We start from the raw sequence: 16,052 nt of genomic DNA on the forward strand, positions 1-16,052 counted from the left end.
TAAATAATTTTATTTCAATTAACTATTTTATACTCATAACTTTTTTATATAAATCATCAAACATTTTTATCACATAAGTACTTTCAGATATATTTTGTAAACAATTATCTACATCATCATATTTTATTGATAAAAATTCATCAAAAAATCTTTTACCTCTTCTTATATTTGAAGATTCTGGTATATAAATATTTCCTTTCATTTTTTTATTGTTAAAGAAAAATAAAATAGGTACGATTTCTATTTTTTTAAACTCGTTGGAAAGGTATGCAAAAGTTTTTATAAATTTTCTATTAATATCAATAAATTTACCAGTATCATGATCATCATTATATTTTATTTCTAAATAATAAATAATATTAGTTTCCTTATCTTCAAAAAGTAAATCTATATCATGGTTAAATGAATTACTAATATCATCTTTATTATTTTTTATATTATTCAATATTTCCTTTTGTAATTTTTTAAATGATTTTTCTAATTCATAATCAGTATTTAAAGTAGTTTGACAATCAGTTATGTAACTATTTATCCTAGTTTCATTAGATTTAGAAATCTTAAAATTATTGCTTTTTTTACCGCTATATTCATCTATAATTTTATATTTTTTTTCATTGGATATAATAACTCTCATAAGTTCTTCAATAAAATTTCCAAATTGTATATTCATACTTTGAAGTAATCCACCAAATATTCTATATTTTTTAGGTATAAAATGTATTTTTACATTATGTTTAGAATGCAATTCATCTATTTTATTTTTGTTGCTTGAATTTTCAATAATGTTATATACTGCCTGATTTATAATTTCTTTTATATTATCATTCATTACTATCTCCTATATAAATATATCTTAATTCATCTATAGGTATAAATTTATCATTGTAATATGTATAAAAATAATTCCAGCCATTATATTTTTCTAATTTTTGTAATTTAGCACTCATTTGATGTATAGAAAAATTTCCAAGTTCATTTTCAACATTTCCATTCTTATTTAATATGCAGACTTCATTTCCTTTTTTTGTATATAGTTTCTGATTAGGTTTTAAATAACCTTTTTCAATAAGATTTTTGATAGGAACCTTTGGTGGTTTAACCTCATAATCAAGATTTATAAGATTTGACATTTCAGTTTCCACATTTTTTATACGATCTTTAGCATAATATATGTACTTATCTTCTCTTTCTATTCCTATATAATTTCTTGCCAATCTTTTTGCAACAGCTCCAGTAGTACCTGTTCCAAAAAATGGATCTAATACTATATCGTTAGGTTTTGAAGAGGAAATAATTACTTTAAATAATAGATCTTCTGGTTTTTGTGTAGAATGTACTTTATTACCATCTTTATCTTTTAATCTTTCATTTCCTGTACAAAGAGATATATTCCATACACTTTTTTCCTGCTTATCATTATTTAAATGTTTCATAGTTTTATAATTAAAAGTATATTTTGTATTTTTATTTTTACCACACCATAATAAAGTTTCATGAGCATTACAAAATCTTGTACCTCCAAAATTAGGAACGGGATTAGTTTTACTCCATATTATATCATTTAATATCCAAAATCCTAAATCTTGCATTATTTTTCCTATGCGGAATATATTCTGAAATGAACCTATAACCCAAATACTGCCTGTAATTTTCAATATTCTTTGACATTCTGTAAGCCAATTTATAGAAAAATTATCATAATCTTCAAAACCATTAAATTTATCCCATTCATCATCAACTCCGTTAAATTTTGTTCCATTGGTTCTTAAAAGCTCTCCTTCTGTCTGCATATAATAAGGTGGATCAGCAAATATTAAGTCTATACTATTATTAGGTATTTTTTTTAACTCCTCTATTGAATCACCTTTTATAATAGTATTTTTTATATTATTAATTATATACATTTATATAAAGCCTTATGATAAAAATATACAATATATTTTAACCTACACTAATTAAAATTACAAATATATAAATATTATAAAATAAAAATACTAGATTTAATATTAGTAAACCTAGTATTTTATAAAAATAATTATTATTTACAATTAATAGCATCAATTATTTCAACACATTTCATATACATTCTAGGAATATGGAAAGGACCTTTATACATATTGCCTTTTAAGTCAGTAGATATTGAGCCATCTCTATGAAGATATCCATACCATTCGCCGTATTCTGTATCAATGAATTTTTTAGTATATTCTTTAACCATATCATGTTTTTCTAAATATTTATTATCTTTTGTAAAATAATAACAATATAAAGCAGCAATAGCAGCTTCAGTCTGAGGCCACCAGAATTTCATATCATGATGATACTCGCTTTTAGGCTTTCCAAGTACATCCATATATTGAATAATTCCGCCATATTCTTTGTCCCAGCCCCATTCCCACATCCAGTCAAATATTTTTATTCCTAGAGCTTTTAATTTTTCATCATGTCCTCTCTCTATAGACTCTCTTAATATAAACCAAGATGATTCTATAGCATGTCCTGGATTTAATAACCTTCCTTCAAAATGGTCTTGTAAAGTGCCGTCAGGGTTGCATTGTTCTAATACTGCTTTTTTATCTTCGTATAAGAATAATTGTATATTAGAAAGAAGTTTATCAATATATTTATTATAATAATCTTTATTTTCTGGGTCTGCTTTTCTTAATTCCTGAACAGTAGCAAGCATTATCATAGGAGGTCCGAATGCTATAGTAGGTCTGCTGCCTGCATCAAATTTTGGAATTAAAAGATTTTCTTTTTGATAGCGGTCTATATTATCAAGTATTTCTCTAGCCTTTTTAACATAGCTTTTATCTCCGCTTGCTCTTGAATATGCCGCCATTGCTACTAAACAAAATGTTTCTGAAAAGTAGTATCTCAATCTTTTTATGATAGGCTTACCATCCTCTGTAACTCTGAAATACATTCTTCCGTCACCGGCTTTGTCAAAACAATATTTCTCTAAAAAGTCTATACCAGATTTTGCAGCATCAAGATACTCCTGTTTTTTTTCAAAATCAGCATAAAGAGTAGAAAGTACCCAAGCAAACCTTCCCTGAAACCATACAGATTTATCGGTTTCTATAAGTCCGCCTTTTCTGTCTAAAGCTGTGTAGTACCCACCATGTTTTTTGTCAAGTCCGTTTTTAAGCCAAAATGGGATAATATTATCTTTTAGCATATGAAGATATTCGTTCTTTACTTCATTTAAATTACTCATAAAAAATCCTTATATGTTTTTTTAATAAATTTATCTATTAATATTAACCTATCAATTTTTTTAAATCAATAAAAAATTTTTCTTTTTATTTTAAAATATAGTATTATTTAATATAAAAAAGTTTGTATTATTGAAGGTAGTTTTATTTATGGATAGAGATGATTATAAAGAAATACATGAAGAAGATATAGAAATATTAGGTGAAGATGGAATATATAGAAAATATTCAGAGTATAAACAAAAAAGAGAAAATAAAAAAATAGTATATTGGATTCCATTTATTTTAGCTTTAATATATATAATATCTCCTATTGATGCCGTTCCAGACAGAATACCGATAGGAAAATTAGACGATATATTTTTGCTATCTATTACGTTTTTTTATGCAATAAAAAAATCTAATTTTGTACAAAACTCATTTTTAAATATGATTATAAAAAATATGATATTGTCAGCAACTATCACTCTATTTGTTTTAATGATACTTATATATGCAGTGGCTATTTTAGTATAAAAAATATTTAAAGGATAAAATATATTAGTTTTAAAAGATAATATAGTTTTTATTAATTATTATTTTTATTACCAAGTGTCAGAATATACCTCACTTTCGTCTGTAAACCAAGCGAGATTAAATCTTCTAAATACTAAATTATAATTATCTTTTCCGCCTGCTTCTGAAGGCTCTTCAGCAAAAGTAATTATAGTTCCGTCAGGCAATGCATATATAGAAGAATAACAAGATATACCAGGCTGTATAATCTTTTTAGTATTCCAAGTTTTACCTTCATCTTCACTCATATGCAATGTTAGTTGAGTTCTTTGATTTTTCGAATTACAATTTATAAATAATAATCTGTCTTTAGAATGTCCATTAGATTTTAATGTATATCTAATACCTTCAGCATTAGCTCTTCCATCTGTTAAACCTACTCCATATTCAACTTTTTTCCAATTGTCATCAACTCCATCAGCTACTGCCCAATATCTATCTTTTTCTTCTCCTTCAGCTGGTTCTGGTCTAGCACTCAACAATAATTTGCCTTTATTTTCACCGCTGACAATTTCTGCTATCACTTTTGCCTCATTATATCCATTATTATCATATTGTGTTAAACCGCCAACTTGCCAAGTATTGCCACCATCTTTAGAATAATAAGTAGCAACCCCTATTTTACTCGTTCCATTTTTACTTGCAACTACTAAAGCACAAACTAATGTACCATCGCTAAGAGTAGTACCTCTTCCAGAAGTAGCAAATCCTTTAAAATAGCCATTTTGTTTCAATTTACCAGTTGTAAATATGTCTCCCTGAACTTCTTTCCAATCAGACCAAGTTAATCCGTCATCAGTACTTATAGATACAGCTATTCTAGATTTTTGTTCAGTATCCCATCTGAATGCTCCCCCTGTAGCAGATAACATTACCAAATTACCAGTAGGTGTATGTTCAAATAGCACAGGGTCTCCATGAGCATTTTTTTTTTCTGTAGGTATTTTTCCAACTCTTATATTGTCACTCCAAGTTTTACCGCCGTTTGTACTTCTTCTAACAGTAGGTTCTATTAGATCACAATTACCCCATCCTATATCATCATTAGATTTTTTTCTGTTATCAAATGCTACTATTATAGTATTTTTCTTTGTTAGTAAAACGGCAGGTATGCGATAATATTGCTTAGGGTCTGAAGTTGTATGCCCTAATGTTATAGTATGTATCATTTGTGCGGTTTTCTGTTCTTCATCAGTGAGAAACCAAGAAGGTTTAGTATTTGTATTACCACTGCCTGAATTATTGCGGCTAGGCTTCGCTGGGTTAGTACATGATACTAGAAATGAAAATGCTAATATTAAAAATAATTCTGATTTATTCATAATTGACTCCTTATAAATTTGTTGTATAAAAAAATCAATAATATTTTAGAATAAGCTAAAATAATATGTTATATTTCATATATAATTTTAAGTATATCAAAATAATTTCATATTTCAATATTTTTTATTTTATTACTAATAGGTATAAAATATGTAGTTATTTTCATACAAATAAATATTATTTTATAAGTATAATGCAATATTATTTATAAAAAATATAATATTATCAACAACTATCACTCTATTTTGTATAATGATTATTATATATCTAATAGCTATTATTATTTAAAATCAAATTTGTATTTTTGAAAATAACACACTAGTAACTTATATAATGAGATATGTTATATATAAAAGCATATTTTTTATATTTTAGTGTTGATAAAACATAAATAATGAAATATACTATATGTTATGTATTGAATATATAAATTCATTTAATACAAAAAAGGAGTTAAGCATGAATAAATGCGAAGGTATATTATCAGCTCTAATGACACCATTTAACAAAAATGGAAAATTAGATGAAAAAGTATTGAGGAAATATGTAAGACATAATATTGACCGTATGAAAGTTAATGGCTTATATGTCGGAGGTTCTACTGGAGAGGGGCTATTAATGTCTAAAGACGAAAGAATGGCTGTACTTGAAATTACAAAAGAAGAAGTTAATGGAAAAATACCTCTAATAGCACATGTAGGTACATTAAATCTTAATGAAGCTTGTGAAATGGCGCAAAAGGCAGAAGAGTTAGGATATGATTTAATATCAGCTGTTACTCCATATTATTATCCATTTTCATTTAGTGATATCAGCAAATATTATAACACTATTCTAAAGGCAACAAATAAAATTCCTTTGGTAATATATTTCTTGCCTAGCCTATCAAACAACAGCATATCATTAGATGACTTTGGAAAACTTTTTGAAGATAAAAGAGTTATGGGAATAAAATATACTTCATCAGATTTATTCTTATTAGAAAGATTAATACAAAAATTCCCAGACAAAATGATGTGGGCTGGTTTTGATGAATTATTAATAGCATATGCTTCTTATGGTTTAAGGTCTGGAATTGGTTCTACATACAATATACAAGGTCCTTTAGCAAGAAAGGTAGTAGATGCTGTTGAGGCTAAAGATTTATCTAAAGCTCTAAAAATACAGCATGATATGAATGATATAATTAAAACTTTACTAAGTGTAGGTATATATCCGGCACTTAAAGAATGTATTACTTTCTATGATTCTTCAGCTGTTTCTTATTGCAGAGCACCTATGGGTTCAAAACCGCTTGGCAAATCAGAGAAAAAAGTATTAAAAGATATGTTTGATAAATATTTATCTAAACTATAATATATTTTTTAGAGTGCTGCAGTAAATAAAAAAATCAGCACTCTTATTTTTAATTAATTTTTAAAAGGACATTGTATTATGATATTAAAACCAATAAAAAGTGAGTTTAATCAAAACTTTCATGATGCTATATGGAAAGCTAAAAACTATATTAGAGAACATTATGAGGATTTGAAAAAACTCCCTAATGGAAAACATCTGCTAGACAAAGAGATATGCGAGGGTGCTTTTATCAATGTTACAGAATATGATAACAAAGATAATCCTCCTTGGGAATCACATTTAAAATATGTAGATGTTCAAATAATTTTTGAAGGTTCTGAAGATTTTATTATAGCAAATACTTCAACATTAAAGCCAAAAACTTATGATGAAGAAACCGACTATCATGATTGGGAAGGTGAAGGAACTCTTCGTTTAACTTTATCTCCAGGAGAAATACTTATACTTCTTCCTTACGACGCTCATAGAGTAGGGCTTCCTCCAAAAAGCGGTAAAAATCATGTTAGAAAAGCTATAGTTAAAGTACCATACAAAGCTTAATAACTATGCTTTCTTAAAAAGAATTAACTTTTTATAAACAAATATTTTAATAAATAGGAGAAAATTATATGGCTTGGCATTGGTTTGACTGGATAGTCATAGGGCTATACTTTGTCGTAATGTTTTTTATTGGTATGTTCTTTGCTAAAAGAACTAAATCTACAGATGATTATTTCAAAGCTGGAGGAAGAGTTCCTGCTTTGGTAACAGCAATGAGTATTTATGCTACTGCTTTATCATCTATTTCGTTTATTGCTATACCTGCTTCTGTTTACAATAATAGCTGGCTGCTTGGTATGGCTCCTTTAGGAATAATTTTGATGGTATTATGGGCAGCATATACTTTTGTACCTTTCTTTAGAAGAGTTAATGTTACTACTGCTTATGAATATTTAGGAAGAAGATTTGATAATTCTTTCAGACTTGTTGGCAGTTTAACTTTTATACTTTTTCACGTTGTGAGAATGGCTATAGTAATTTATCTTCCTACATTAGCTATACAACAAGTTGTGCCAACATTAAACCCAGTGTTGATAACTATTATAGTATCAATATTCTGTGTTGCTTATACATCTATGGGAGGTATTGAGGCTGTATTATGGTCTGATGCTATACAAACTGTTGTACTTCTTTTGGGTGCTTTCTTAGTAATTATAGTAGGTTTCTCTTCTGCTCCTGAAGGTTTAGGACAAGGTTTCAAACTTTTAGCTGATGACGGTAAAATTATAAGCCCTGATTTCTTCTCTTTAGATTTAGCTAAATCTAGTATTTGGGTTATGATAGTGGGCGGTTTTGTAAACTCTATTTATTCTTATGTGGGCAGCCAAGATATAGTTCAAAGATATGCTACAAACAAAGATGAACATGAGGCTAAAAAAAGTTTATTTATGAACGTTCCTTTGCTTTGTACTAGTATTGTAATATTTATAGGTATGGGTTCTGCTTTATATATTTACTTCCATTTCAAAGCTGCTTTACCAGAAAACATTAATGGTAATGCTATACTTCCATACTTTATAGTAAATGCTTTGCCTGTTGGTATATCTGGTATTGTAATAGCTGCTATATTTGCTGCTGCTCAATCCACTGTATCATCTAGTTTGAACTCTGTTTCTACTTGTATGACTGCTGATATTTTAGAATATTTCAAATCTGGAATGGCAGACAAAAGCAAACTTAAATTTGCAAGAGTTTCAAGCTGGATAGTTGGTATATTTAGTACACTACTTGCTATTTACTTTATATATAATGGTCAAGGCGATATGTTCTTGTACTTCCAAGCTATTACTGGTCTTTTGGGCGGTCCTATAGCTGGAGTATTCTTAATCGGTATATTCTTTGATAAAGTAGAATCTAAAGCTGTATGGATTGGTTTTATAGTTTCTGTAATAATTGCATTCTATGTCAGCAACCCTGCTGGTATGCTTACTAAGTTTATACCTGGTTACGTTAAACCAAAAATCTTTGAGTTTATGTTATCATTTATAATTATAGGCTCTAGCGTAATAGTATCTTTTATATCTTCTTTCTTCTTTGGAAGACCAAGCGAAGAGAAAATAAAAGGCTTAACTTATTCTACTACTATTAAAAATCAAAAATAATAGTTAGATTATTTATATATTTTAAGGAAACAAAATGAAAAAATTATGTTTGATATTATCTACTATATTTGCTGTTAGCTGTTCGAATAGTAGTAATACTACTAGCAATAATGCAAATGTATTAGATTCTAAAACTGATAAAAAAATAGTTTGGGAGATGGGCGGACATTTGCCTGCTCAAACAGGAATGGATAAAAATATCGGTACTGCTGGTTTGTTATATGGTTCTTTAGAAAATAAATATATTGTTGTTGGAGGAGGAGCTAACTTCCCTGAAGAATCTGTACTTAACGGCGGAGCTAAAAAAAGTTATTCTGATATTTATATGCTTGAAGATAAAAACGGTGTATTAGAAGTTGTTGAGCATATTAATTGGGAAAACGAATTAGGATATGGTGCTTCTATCACTACTACAAATGGTATATATTATATCGGAGGCTCTTCAAATCCTGAGGCTGATGATGATATATTGTTTATCACATTAAAAAATAATAAATTAAATGTTGAAAAAATAGGCGATTTACCTTTCACATTACAAAATGGTGTTGCTGTTTATAAAGACAATAAATTATATATTATCACTGGTAAACAAGCAGGAAAAGGAAGCGACAAAGTTTATGAGTATGATTTAGCTACAAAAGAGACAAAAGAATTAGCTCCTGTACCTAATCAAGCAAGCAGAACTCAAGCTGTTGCACAATTACTAAACGGCAATATATATGTATTTAGCGGAGGCGATGCTACTGCTTATACCGATGGTTATAAATATGATTTTGCTAATAATACTTGGGAAGCTGTTTCTGATGTGGCTCTTAACAATGAAGGAATATCTTTGCTTGGTGCTGTATCAGTTAAGCTTAATGAAACAGAAATGCTCGTTATAGGCGGTTTCAATAAAGCTATCTATGATAATGCTGTTTATAATTTAGGTAATCTTCAAGGTACGGCATTGTCTCAATTTAGAGCTGGTTATTTTGGTGCTGACCCTTATGAGTTTGATTGGAACAGCAAAATATTAATTTATAACTGCGAATCTAATACTTGGAAAACAATAGGAGATGTTCCATTTGATGCTCCTTGCGGTGAAGGTTTAATATTAATAGGAAATAAAATATATTCTATTAACGGAGAAATTAAGCCGGGTGTTAGAACAGACAAAATGTATGTAGGCACTATAATGGCTAAATAAAGATAATTAATAAAATTAGTAATTTATTAAAGGGTTTTATCTATAAAAGATAGAACCCTTTTTTTAATGCATTAAAAATTTACTTCAAACACAATGTAGCCCAAAAGGTGGGAACATTATATTCATGGAGAACTCCTTCGCCGTTGGTATCTTCATAAATATCAATCAACTTAAAACCGCACTTTAATTGACCTCTTATCTGATCTTCAATAGTATGAGAAAATTGAATACCGTCATTTTTACTTAATAATTCATCTAATAATTTTTTATCCTTTAATGGATTAAATGGAAGTTTATATTTAATCTCTTTACTATCTTCATCAAACAAAAAGTTAATTCCATTATCAAGACCAGACATAAGCCTTCCGTCTTTTTTTAACACTCTATAGCATTCACTCCATATATGCGAAACATTCTCTACATAACAATTAGAAACAGGGTGAAAAATCAAATCAAAGCTCTCATCTTCAAATGGGATTTTTTTTGTCATATCATATTTTATAGCATTTATACTATAACCTTCTCTCTTTGCTACAAACACATCATTATCTATCTGTTTTTGAGAATAATCTATTAATGTGCATTTAGCTCCCAAAGCTGCAAATATTGGCATCTGCTGACCTCCTCCAGATGCAAGCCCCAACACATTTTTATTTTCTAAATTTCCAAACCATTCTTTAGGAACATTTTTAGTTGGAGTTAAAAGCATATCCCACTTACCATTTTTAGCTTCTAAAAACTTTTCATGTGTAATAGGAATGCCCCATTCCCAACCATCTTCAACCCATTTATCTATAGCTAAAGAATTTAATTTTGTATAATCCATATAAAGACCTTGTTATTAGATTATATTATTGTGTATTTATTGCTTTGTAAAAACTCCGCTTTTTCCGTCTGCCTCTACATTAGCACTGCTGTCACTTGTAAACACAAGATCAACTGAGAAAGTTTGATTAGCAAATGTTGTGCTTGCAGAATAATGGTCATCGCTATGTTTTGTAATAAGGGCTGCAGAAATAGTAATATTCTCATATTTTAATGAACCGTCAGAATTAATTGTTACTGTTTTTCCATTAAGTTCACCTTCAGTGCAAATCCAAGTGCCTTCATATTTTTTGCTTATTCCTAATATATTGTCAGTTAAATTACTACACCCTATTATGATACTTAAAGATAATAATAAGAAAACTAATTTTTTCATTTTTTACAAACTCTCCTTAAACATATACTAATATAATAATATATTTATAGCAATTATTTAAATAGATTTTTTCTGTTTTTTAATATATAATATTTTCGCACAATATAAGGAGCAAAGAATTATTATAAATTCTTTTTTAATTTTATTATGATAAACAAAATAAACAAAATGCCTACAGCCCTCACAGGTTTAGCACTTGGCGTAGGCGGTATATTCAACGCTTGGACTATATTTACAGGAAAAAAATACTTTTTGCATACATTGGAGCTTTAATATCATCTGTATTAATACTTACAATAATCACAAAAATATTTTCATCTTTCAAAGCATTTATTAAAGAATTAGAGCACCCAGTAGCAGGAAGTACAATACCTACTTTAGATATGGCAATTATGGTAATATCTAGTTCTGTAGTACAATTTATAAGACCGCTTGGTATTGCTATGTGGCTTATAGCTATAGTTATACATACAATATTTGCAATTACTTTTATAGCTCATAGAATAAACTTAAAAGACAGACATAATATGGTGACTAGCTGGTTTGTTCTGCCTATTGGTATAGTTGTAGCTTCTGTCAGTGGAAGTGCTATGGGCTTTCCTACTTTATCACAAGCTATTGTCTATATAGGAATGGTTATATATATAATAATGTTTCCTTTTATTTTTTATAGAATTATATTCCATGAACCTTTAGCTGAAGATAAGTTTCCTGCTTTCGCTGTAATGGGGGCACCTGCTAATTTATGTTTATGCGGATATTTAACTGCATTTCAAACATACAACACTGCTATACTTAATTTGTTTTTAGCATTAGGTTTAATTACAACATTTAAAGTTTATTTGTCTTTAATAAAAGCTTTTAGAATAAAGTTTATACCGTTATTTGCAGCATACACTTTCACTCTTGCAATAGGTGCACAGGCTCTTTTAAAATTTGCTAACTATTCAAAATCTATTGATGCAGAATATTATTATATATGGAGATATGTTGCTATAATAGAGCTTGTAATTGCTAGTTTGATGATATTATATGTATTTTTAAATATGATGTCTTTTATACATTTCAATGTTATAAAGGATAAGGAATAAAATATAATTGATTGTGTTTTGTTATAATATTTAATTTTTATAATTTTTTATTTTATTCAACTTTTTCCCGCGTACGAGCTGTACCACCTTGCCGCACGGTAATGGTATGCTTTAATTATAACTTCTTAGTCGTGCGGGGGAGTGCCTTTTAATGTACAATTAAATTATAAAATTTATAATAAAAATGCAGTTCTTTTGGTTCTTTTATACCAATAAAAGAACTGGGGTGCGGGGCAAAGCCCTGCAAATAATTAAAATAAAAGAGTCAAAAATTTTTGCTATATATTAAAACTATTATTTTCTATAATTTTTTGTTGTTCTTTTCCTGCAGCTACGCGGTGCGGACTTCGTCAAAGTTTTCGCCATTTGGGCACGCTTCGCAGATGGCAAAGCCACCACAAATAAAAAACTTAAAAATTTTTAATATACTAATTATTCTCTTTTAAATAATTAATAAATCTCTCTGGCAAATATACATTACTATATTCTAATGCCTTTCTAAATAAAGGAGCTATTTCTGATACTTTAAATCCCGCTATGCCGCAGCCTATCTCTGTAACAAGAAATTTTTTATCTTTGTTTTTTATAGTAAAATCTAAAAACTCATCGACATACTTTTTTATTTCATCAATACTCATCTTTCCGCTTCTCGTATAATCAACCGTAGGAATAGCAAAAGTTTTACCCTGAAGACCAAAAGCCTTTCCATATATAGCTCCCCAATTCATAGCCATTCTTGCAGCTCCCCCTGCATGCATGCCTTCAGTGTTGCTTCCAAATACAAAAACTTCATCGTCTTCTAATTTATCAATATGTTTTGCTGATACTCTCATAAATATAAATCCTAATTAATTAATTATAGCTTCATTAAATCTAAAATCTATTTTGTAAGTTAAAGTAGCTTGATCATGCACTGTTTTTAATATAGCAGCAAGATCAACAAATTTACTAGATGTGACATATTTGTCTAATATTACCTGAACCTGACAGCCTCTCGGATAAAGTATTAAATCCTTTCCAAAAGCATTTATTTCTGAAATAAGATTATATATATCATAATTGTTAGTTTTTAACTCATATAAAACACTTCTTAAATATTTTGTATAATCATTTTCTATTTTTTCATTTGTTGAAGTGATGGTTAAACCCGTAATATAAGGTACATCATAATTATAAATAGATGAATTTCTTATAATATATCCGTCATCAGTAATTTCGTATATGCCATTTTGAGATTCTGCTAAAAATAAAGTCTCTCTCTCTTTAATGTTTATGATTAATAAATCTGGAAAAGATATTTTTATGCTTTCTACTTGAAGTCTAATATTATTTTCTATTCTTTGTTTTATTTCTTTTTTGGGTATAAAAAATAAACTTTTATTATTATAATCGCTCAAATTAGCTTCTTCTATTACAGTAATTGGTGCTATTAATTTAAGCCCCCTTATCTCAACTCTCAAAACCTTAGCTCTATTAAAAACAAAACCAATACCCAAAGTAAATATTATTATTAAAAAATATAATACTATTTTCTTAATTAATTTTTTTTGTTTTTGATTTAATTTATTTTTTTGAAGCTTTTTTCTTAATTTGCTTTCATTAAAAGTTTTATTTTTCATTTTTTATTTTAATTTACTTATTTTTAATTAACTTCGCATCCAGATTTAAAACCTTTTTCTGTTACCATAAGAGAAAGAGTATCTCCATTATCTGCCAAAAGAAGCATACCATGTGAATTAACACCTCTAAACTTTTTAGGTTTTAAATTAGCAAGATAAAGTACAGTCTTTCCAACCATCTCCTCTGGTTTATAATACTCAGCTATAGATGATACAACTACTCTCTGCTCGCCTCCGCCTATATCAACTACAAACTTTAAAAGTTTATCAGCATTTTCAACCTTTTCAGCAACAACTATTGTAGCAGTCAATAATTCTAACTTCTCAAAATCTTCTTTTTCTATGTATGGTTTATGTTTATTTTCTTTAGGAGGATTAACTTCTTTTTTATTTTCCTCAGAAGAAGCACCTATCTCTTTTTCTATATCATATCTATTGAACAAAGGCTCTCCTTTTTCTATCTTTATTCCAGCCTTTAAAGAACCCCATTTCTTAGCATCTTCCAAAGGAACACTATCTCCAAGACCAAGTCTATTAAATACATTTTTAGGAGTTTCTACAAAAAATATTTGTAAATAAGCTGTTACTATATAGTATGCCTGAAAAGATATATACATAACATTAGCTAAATGATCTCTTTTACTTTCATCTTTAGCAAGATTCCAAGGTGCACTCTCTTCAACATATTTGTTTACCATCTTTATAACTTCCCAAATGTTAAACAAAGCCTCTTGAAATTTAAAAGAGTCTAGAGCAGATTCTACATTAGCATCTAAAGTAAGCACTGCCTTTTTTAATTCTCTCTCTCTGTCAGAATAAACACTCTCAACCTCTTCTGGAAGAACACCGTCAAAATATTTTCCAAGCATTGTAGTAATTCTATGCCACAAATTACCATAATCATTAGCTAAATCACTATTAATTCTCTTTAAGAAAAGCTCTTGTGAATAAAATCCATCAGCCCCAAAATTAATCTCTCTCATAAGAAAATATCTTAAAGCATCAACTCCATATTTATCTATTAAAGCATTAGGATCAACAACATTTCCCCTACTCTTACTCATCTTCTTACCATCGTCAAAAAGTACCCAGCCATGACCAAACACTTTTTTAGGAAGCGGTATATCAAGCATTTTAAGCATTATAGGCCATATAATAGCGTGGAAGCGAACAATCTCCTTACCAACAAAATGAACATCGCAAGGCCAATATTTTTTATATAGCTCATCTTCTTCACTATATCCTAAAGCTGTAATATAGTTTGATAAAGCATCAATCCATACATATATGCTATGTTCATTATCTATGGGGCAAGGTGTACCCCATTTTAACCCCTTACGAGTAACAGCTAAATCTTCAAGACCGGGAAGCAAAAAGTTTTTAAGCATCTCGTTTTGTCTCTCTTTTGGCTCTAAAAACTCAGGGTGTTCTTTATAATAATTTATAAGCCAATCTCCAAACTCAGAAAGTTTAAGATAATAACATTCCTCTTCTTTATACTCTAATTCTTTCTCACAATCAGGACAATAACATTTTCCATCATCTTTTTTTATAACCTGACTCTCTGTAAAAAAAGCTTCATCACTTACACAATAAAGACCTTTATATGAGCCTTTGTAAATATATCCTTTATCATAAAGCTGTTTAAATATATTTTGTACTATTCTTTCATGATAATCATCTGTTGTTCTTATATAATGACTATAATCTATATGAAGTCTTTTCCATAATTTTTTTGTAGCATCTACAATATTATCAACATATTCTTTGGGAGTGGTTTTAGCTTCTTCTGCTTTTCTTTGAATCTTCTCTCCATGTTCATCAGTACCTGTTAAAAAATAAACATCATACCCCATTATTTTTTTATATCTTGCCATGGTATCTGTTGCTATAGTGCAGTAACAATGTCCTATGTGTAAATAATCTGAAGGATAATATATTGGAGTTGTGATATAAAATTTTTTGTCTGTCATTTATTATTTCTCCCTAAAACTATGTTTAGACAATTATACTAAAATAAATGCTTTTTGTAAAGATAAAATTTTAATATATACCTATTATATATATTAAAATTATATTAGAATTCTATAATAATTAAGTTTGCATTTTTAAGTATAAAATTATTTAGTATATTAAAAATTATTTTTTGTATTGTCATGGAGCCATAGATATTGTACTTTTACTTGCTATAATATTTTCGATTCTTTCTTTGATTGTAATATACCCTAACGAAGAAATCAATCTTTGATTGTTATAAAAATGTGTATATTCTTTTAATTTTTCTCTTAATAATTCTACAGTTATATTTTTATTTAATCGTGAATAAAATTCTCTTTCGTCTATGCCGTGTACTCTT

Annotated in this window: 15 protein-coding genes and 1 pseudogene; 6 read left to right on the forward strand and 10 right to left on the reverse strand. The window is 28.4% G+C overall.

Translation table 11 applies throughout. The features are described 5' to 3' along the window. Nucleotides 1–22 precede the first annotated feature (22 nt). The 3 genes from EPJ72_RS09895 to EPJ72_RS09905 all read right to left on the reverse strand — a co-directional run bounded on the left by EPJ72_RS09895 (nucleotide 23) and on the right by EPJ72_RS09905 (nucleotide 3,220). Nucleotides 23–829, reverse strand: coding sequence for a HinfI family type II restriction enzyme (locus tag EPJ72_RS09895; RefSeq protein ID WP_147731999.1), 807 nt, complete (start codon nucleotides 827–829; stop codon nucleotides 23–25). Then, nucleotides 822–1,904 carry a DNA-methyltransferase gene (locus EPJ72_RS09900; protein ID WP_147732000.1) on the reverse strand — a complete coding sequence of 361 codons (1,083 nt, stop codon included), beginning with the start codon at nucleotides 1,902–1,904 and terminating at the stop codon, nucleotides 822–824. Before EPJ72_RS09900 ends, EPJ72_RS09895 begins: the two co-directional genes overlap by 8 nt. 134 nt (nucleotides 1,905–2,038) lie before the next feature. Beyond that, nucleotides 2,039–3,220 (reverse strand): AGE family epimerase/isomerase, encoded by a 1,182-nt coding sequence (locus EPJ72_RS09905; RefSeq protein WP_147732001.1) that lies wholly within the window; start codon nucleotides 3,218–3,220, stop codon nucleotides 2,039–2,041. Between the two features lie 148 nt (nucleotides 3,221–3,368). On the opposite strand from EPJ72_RS09905, the gene EPJ72_RS09910 reads away from it, so the two are divergent. Beyond that, nucleotides 3,369–3,734, forward strand: coding sequence for a DUF1232 domain-containing protein (locus EPJ72_RS09910; protein WP_147732002.1), 366 nt, complete (start codon nucleotides 3,369–3,371; stop codon nucleotides 3,732–3,734). Between the two features lie 68 nt (nucleotides 3,735–3,802). On the opposite strand, the gene EPJ72_RS09915 is transcribed toward EPJ72_RS09910, so the two are convergent. Beyond that, nucleotides 3,803–5,095 carry a sialidase family protein gene (locus tag EPJ72_RS09915; RefSeq protein ID WP_147732003.1) on the reverse strand — a complete coding sequence of 431 codons (1,293 nt, stop codon included), beginning with the start codon at nucleotides 5,093–5,095 and terminating at the stop codon, nucleotides 3,803–3,805. A gap of 460 nt (nucleotides 5,096–5,555) precedes the next feature. Between EPJ72_RS09915 and EPJ72_RS09920 the strand changes: the two genes are divergently transcribed. From EPJ72_RS09920 to EPJ72_RS09935, 4 genes are all read left to right on the forward strand, one after another. Beyond that, entirely contained in the window at nucleotides 5,556–6,452 is an 897-nt protein-coding gene (locus EPJ72_RS09920) for an N-acetylneuraminate lyase (RefSeq protein ID WP_147732004.1), read from the forward strand. Nucleotides 6,453–6,530: 78 nt separating this feature from the next. Next, nucleotides 6,531–6,995: a YhcH/YjgK/YiaL family protein gene (locus EPJ72_RS09925; protein WP_147732005.1), complete on the forward strand. Its 465-nt coding sequence runs from the start codon at nucleotides 6,531–6,533 to the stop codon at nucleotides 6,993–6,995. A 68-nt stretch (nucleotides 6,996–7,063) separates the two neighbouring features. Continuing rightward, nucleotides 7,064–8,596, forward strand: a complete 1,533-nt coding sequence (locus tag EPJ72_RS09930) for a sodium:solute symporter (protein ID WP_147732006.1) — start codon at nucleotides 7,064–7,066, stop codon at nucleotides 8,594–8,596. 34 nt (nucleotides 8,597–8,630) lie between these two features. Continuing rightward, entirely contained in the window at nucleotides 8,631–9,785 is a 1,155-nt protein-coding gene (locus tag EPJ72_RS09935; protein WP_147732007.1) for a cyclically-permuted mutarotase family protein, read from the forward strand. Nucleotides 9,786–9,864: 79 nt separating this feature from the next. Here EPJ72_RS09935 and EPJ72_RS09940 read toward each other — a convergent pair whose 3' ends face one another. Both EPJ72_RS09940 and EPJ72_RS09945 read right to left on the reverse strand, forming a co-directional pair. Further along, a complete protein-coding gene (locus tag EPJ72_RS09940) occupies nucleotides 9,865–10,611 on the reverse strand; it encodes a class I SAM-dependent methyltransferase (protein ID WP_147732008.1) in 747 nt (248 codons plus the stop codon). 36 nt (nucleotides 10,612–10,647) lie between these two features. Next, complete coding sequence (locus EPJ72_RS09945) at nucleotides 10,648–10,986, reverse strand: hypothetical protein (RefSeq protein WP_147732009.1); 339 nt, start codon at nucleotides 10,984–10,986, stop codon at nucleotides 10,648–10,650. A gap of 147 nt (nucleotides 10,987–11,133) precedes the next feature. Here EPJ72_RS09945 and EPJ72_RS09950 point away from each other — a divergent pair. Next, a pseudogene (locus EPJ72_RS09950) lies at nucleotides 11,134–12,077 on the forward strand (TDT family transporter). Nucleotides 12,078–12,505: 428 nt separating this feature from the next. Here the strand turns inward: EPJ72_RS09950 and EPJ72_RS09955 are convergent. The 4 genes from EPJ72_RS09955 to EPJ72_RS13080 all read right to left on the reverse strand — a co-directional run. Then, nucleotides 12,506–12,910 (reverse strand): A1S_2505 family phage non-structural protein, encoded by a 405-nt coding sequence (locus EPJ72_RS09955; RefSeq protein WP_014933831.1) that lies wholly within the window; start codon nucleotides 12,908–12,910, stop codon nucleotides 12,506–12,508. 15 nt (nucleotides 12,911–12,925) lie between these two features. Beyond that, entirely contained in the window at nucleotides 12,926–13,696 is a 771-nt protein-coding gene (locus EPJ72_RS09960; RefSeq protein WP_147732010.1) for a cell division protein FtsQ/DivIB, read from the reverse strand. A 23-nt stretch (nucleotides 13,697–13,719) separates the two neighbouring features. Continuing rightward, nucleotides 13,720–15,669: a methionine--tRNA ligase gene (metG, locus tag EPJ72_RS09965; RefSeq protein ID WP_147732011.1), complete on the reverse strand. Its 1,950-nt coding sequence runs from the start codon at nucleotides 15,667–15,669 to the stop codon at nucleotides 13,720–13,722. 181 nt (nucleotides 15,670–15,850) lie between these two features. After that, nucleotides 15,851–16,052 (reverse strand): IS3 family transposase (locus EPJ72_RS13080; RefSeq protein ID WP_158636897.1); only part of this gene is annotated, 202 nt, incomplete at its 5' end.

Source organism: Brachyspira pilosicoli (assembly GCF_008016535.1).
Classification (GTDB): Bacteria; Spirochaetota; Brachyspiria; order Brachyspirales; family Brachyspiraceae; genus Brachyspira; species Brachyspira pilosicoli_A.

What these genes read in the sequence shown, in the direction of transcription:
- EPJ72_RS09895 (WP_147731999.1), bottom strand. Translation starts at nt 829, where the DNA reads ATGAATGATAATATAAAAGAAATTATAAATCAGGCAGTATATAACATT.
- EPJ72_RS09900 (WP_147732000.1), bottom strand. Translation starts at nt 1,904, where the DNA reads ATGTATATAATTAATAATATAAAAAATACTATTATAAAAGGTGATTCA.
- EPJ72_RS09905 (WP_147732001.1), bottom strand. Translation starts at nt 3,220, where the DNA reads ATGAGTAATTTAAATGAAGTAAAGAACGAATATCTTCATATGCTAAAA.
- EPJ72_RS09910 (WP_147732002.1), top strand. Translation starts at nt 3,369, where the DNA reads ATGGATAGAGATGATTATAAAGAAATACATGAAGAAGATATAGAAATA.
- EPJ72_RS09915 (WP_147732003.1), bottom strand. Translation starts at nt 5,095, where the DNA reads ATGAATAAATCAGAATTATTTTTAATATTAGCATTTTCATTTCTAGTA.
- EPJ72_RS09920 (WP_147732004.1), top strand. Translation starts at nt 5,556, where the DNA reads ATGAATAAATGCGAAGGTATATTATCAGCTCTAATGACACCATTTAAC.
- EPJ72_RS09925 (WP_147732005.1), top strand. Translation starts at nt 6,531, where the DNA reads ATGATATTAAAACCAATAAAAAGTGAGTTTAATCAAAACTTTCATGAT.
- EPJ72_RS09930 (WP_147732006.1), top strand. Translation starts at nt 7,064, where the DNA reads ATGGCTTGGCATTGGTTTGACTGGATAGTCATAGGGCTATACTTTGTC.
- EPJ72_RS09935 (WP_147732007.1), top strand. Translation starts at nt 8,631, where the DNA reads ATGAAAAAATTATGTTTGATATTATCTACTATATTTGCTGTTAGCTGT.
- EPJ72_RS09940 (WP_147732008.1), bottom strand. Translation starts at nt 10,611, where the DNA reads ATGGATTATACAAAATTAAATTCTTTAGCTATAGATAAATGGGTTGAA.
- EPJ72_RS09945 (WP_147732009.1), bottom strand. Translation starts at nt 10,986, where the DNA reads ATGAAAAAATTAGTTTTCTTATTATTATCTTTAAGTATCATAATAGGG.
- EPJ72_RS09955 (WP_014933831.1), bottom strand. Translation starts at nt 12,910, where the DNA reads ATGAGAGTATCAGCAAAACATATTGATAAATTAGAAGACGATGAAGTT.
- EPJ72_RS09960 (WP_147732010.1), bottom strand. Translation starts at nt 13,696, where the DNA reads ATGAAAAATAAAACTTTTAATGAAAGCAAATTAAGAAAAAAGCTTCAA.
- metG (WP_147732011.1), bottom strand. Translation starts at nt 15,669, where the DNA reads ATGACAGACAAAAAATTTTATATCACAACTCCAATATATTATCCTTCA.